Below are 2505 nucleotides of genomic sequence, written 5' to 3'. Positions count from 1 at the left end.
CTCCAAGCTACGAACAGAAACATTGAGCAAGGAAGCCCGTCGCCCTAAAGGATACACCTTCGGATAAGGTTTCCTCGACATGGGCAAGTCTTGCTTTTGTACGTCATACATCAAATTACCAACGCCGAAACTACTAATTGCTTAGTATTACTTTTAATTCTTCATCCCTCATCCTTTATCCCTTATTCTTCATCCCTCATCCTTTATCTCTTATTCTTCATCCCTCATCTTTTATTCCTTATCCCTCATCCTTTTACCGATGCTTAACAACGTAAGGAAATGAATGGGAATGACCATAATGGCTATTCCGTTTGTTTGTAACATTTAAACTCTGATTTAACACCCAAAGCATACCAAGCGATTGCCATCGTCAGACATCCTGTTAACCATAAAGGCATTTTATAACCAAAACTAACCAATAAACCAGAAATAAAAGGGCCAAAAGCATTGGCAATACTCAGATAAGAGGCGTTAATTCCTAATATTTCTCCTTGTTCTTGTTGTTTAGTATTTAAAGATAAGATTGATTCAATTAAAGGCATTGGAAAAGCATTAACCAAACTAAATATAGCAAGAATAATTGCAAAAGCTGTAATAGTTGGGAAAGTGGGCATTAAGAAAAAAGTTACTCCTCTAATAAATAATGCCATCGCTAAAATATCAATTAAGTTAAATTTATTTCGTAGCGGTTCTAAAGCAAATACCTGAGAAATAAAACCGAGCATTCCTACTAGAGAAAAAGCAATTGCTAATTCTTTGGGATTGCGATCTAAAACATTAAGAAAGAAAGGCTGAAAGGCAAAAGTAAAAATAGTAAAGCTAGCACCGCTTAAAAAAGTCAAAATAAACAATTTGCCTAATTTGGGTTTGGTTGCCGATTTAGCTATCTTACTAAAAGTAAAATCTTGCCAGCTTAATTTAAAGCTTTTTGGTGTCGATTGAGGTAAAGTTTCTGGTAAGAAAAATAGCGTTAACATAACAGCAAAGCAAGCTATTACCGCAGCCACCACAAAACTCATTCCTAAAGGAGAAATTCCAGGTAATGTAGGCAATTGCTGTGCTACATAGCTTAAAGCTGGCCCAACCACAAAACCTAAACGGAAAATTGCAGCAAAGATACCAAAGGCTTGAGGACGCTGTTCGGGAGTAGTAATATCGCTAATAACAGCACTAGCAACCGAATTATTTGCCCCTGTTAAACCATCAAAAATACGCGCCAAATACAACAGTAAGGCTGTATTACTCACACTAGCTAAAATATTAGCTAATACTGTTCCTAATAGGCTAACGATTAAGATGGGTTTTCTACCCATTCTGTCTGACAATTTACCTAATACTGGCGTTCCTAAAAACTGAGCTAATGCATAAGCAGTAGTTAATAAACTTGCTTGTAAATCACTCAAAGCAAATTGTTTTGCATAAGGATATAGTAGCGGGATAATAATGGTGAAACTAATAGAATTGACAAAGGCAATAGTCGCAATAATCCAAAATTGTCTTGGTAATTTGTATTGGAACATTATATAGGTTTGGAAACAAAGAATAGGAAAAGTGCATCAAGACAAGAAACAGATTAACATCAATTCTATTGACATAATATTGAATATAAGGTGGGCAATACCCACCCTAAACTTTGATTGTTTTTATATGTCGTCAATATTTTTTGATTTGGTAAGACTTCACGACATCACGACATCTGGAAATTATTTCTACTTAAAAAAAAAGTTTCTATTTAAAGAAACTTCCTTATAATTTAATGCAAGTTTTTAGAGCTTTGAGTCAAGAAAATCAGAAACTTATTTAGCAGCACTTAATTGTTTACCTGTATTTAGAGGAGTTGGAGTTGTATCTAATAAAAGATTTCTGATCAATCTTGCTGCCATTTTTTGAGATAGTTTTTCCGCTACGCTTTGTCCTAGCTTTTGAGTTTCTGGTTTGGTAACAATTTTAACTAACACAGAAACAACGCGAGTAGGGTCAAAACCTGAAGTGTTTTGCAAAATACCGATAATGTTTTTTAGGTGAGTAATTGTGTAAGAATCTTCTTGTAACTCTGGAGGAGTTTCTTGGACAGCTAAACCTACTTGTTGACGGAAAGAGGTGGACAAATTAAACCAAGTCCTACGTCCTACACTATCTAAAACATTGACAATTTCATCAGATAAGCGATCGCGTATGAACTTACCACGCTCTGAAAATAGATAATCTAAGGCTTGATTAACAATCTTATCAAAGTCATAATCTCGCGAATCGTTAGCATTTCGCATTAAGTTTTCTAAACGATGCCAACGGAAACCTTCTTCTTTGAACAACAGGTCTTTTAGTGATTCTCTTAATTCTGGTGCGGGGTCAGTTAAGAGACGTTTTGCAACGTAAGGATAAGCTTTGCTGAGTACTTTAAAGTCTGGCTCGATACCAATAGCAATCCCTTCTAGAGTAACCATCGAACGAATAATCAGCGCGTAATAAGCAGGAACGCGGAAAGGAAACTCGTACATCATGGCT

The 2505-nt window shown here is 35.7% G+C and carries 1 protein-coding gene and 1 pseudogene; both read right to left on the bottom strand.

Going from position 1 to position 2505, the window contains the following annotated elements; translation table 11 throughout:
- Positions 1 to 302 precede the first annotated feature (302 nt).
- The gene (locus H1P_RS32675; protein WP_144875560.1) at positions 303 to 1520 is read right to left on the bottom strand and encodes an MFS transporter; all 1218 of its coding nucleotides are present in this window, start codon (positions 1518 to 1520) and stop codon (positions 303 to 305) included.
- A gap of 276 nt (positions 1521 to 1796) precedes the next feature.
- Positions 1797 to 2505: pseudogene (locus H1P_RS32670) on the bottom strand (AarF/ABC1/UbiB kinase family protein); the annotation flags it as partial.

It is taken from the genome of Hyella patelloides LEGE 07179 (assembly GCF_900659865.1).
GTDB lineage: Bacteria > Cyanobacteriota > Cyanobacteriia > Cyanobacteriales > Xenococcaceae > Hyella > Hyella patelloides.
The sequence above is the reverse complement of the archived record's forward strand: the minus strand, read 5'-3'. Positions and strand labels throughout refer to the sequence as shown.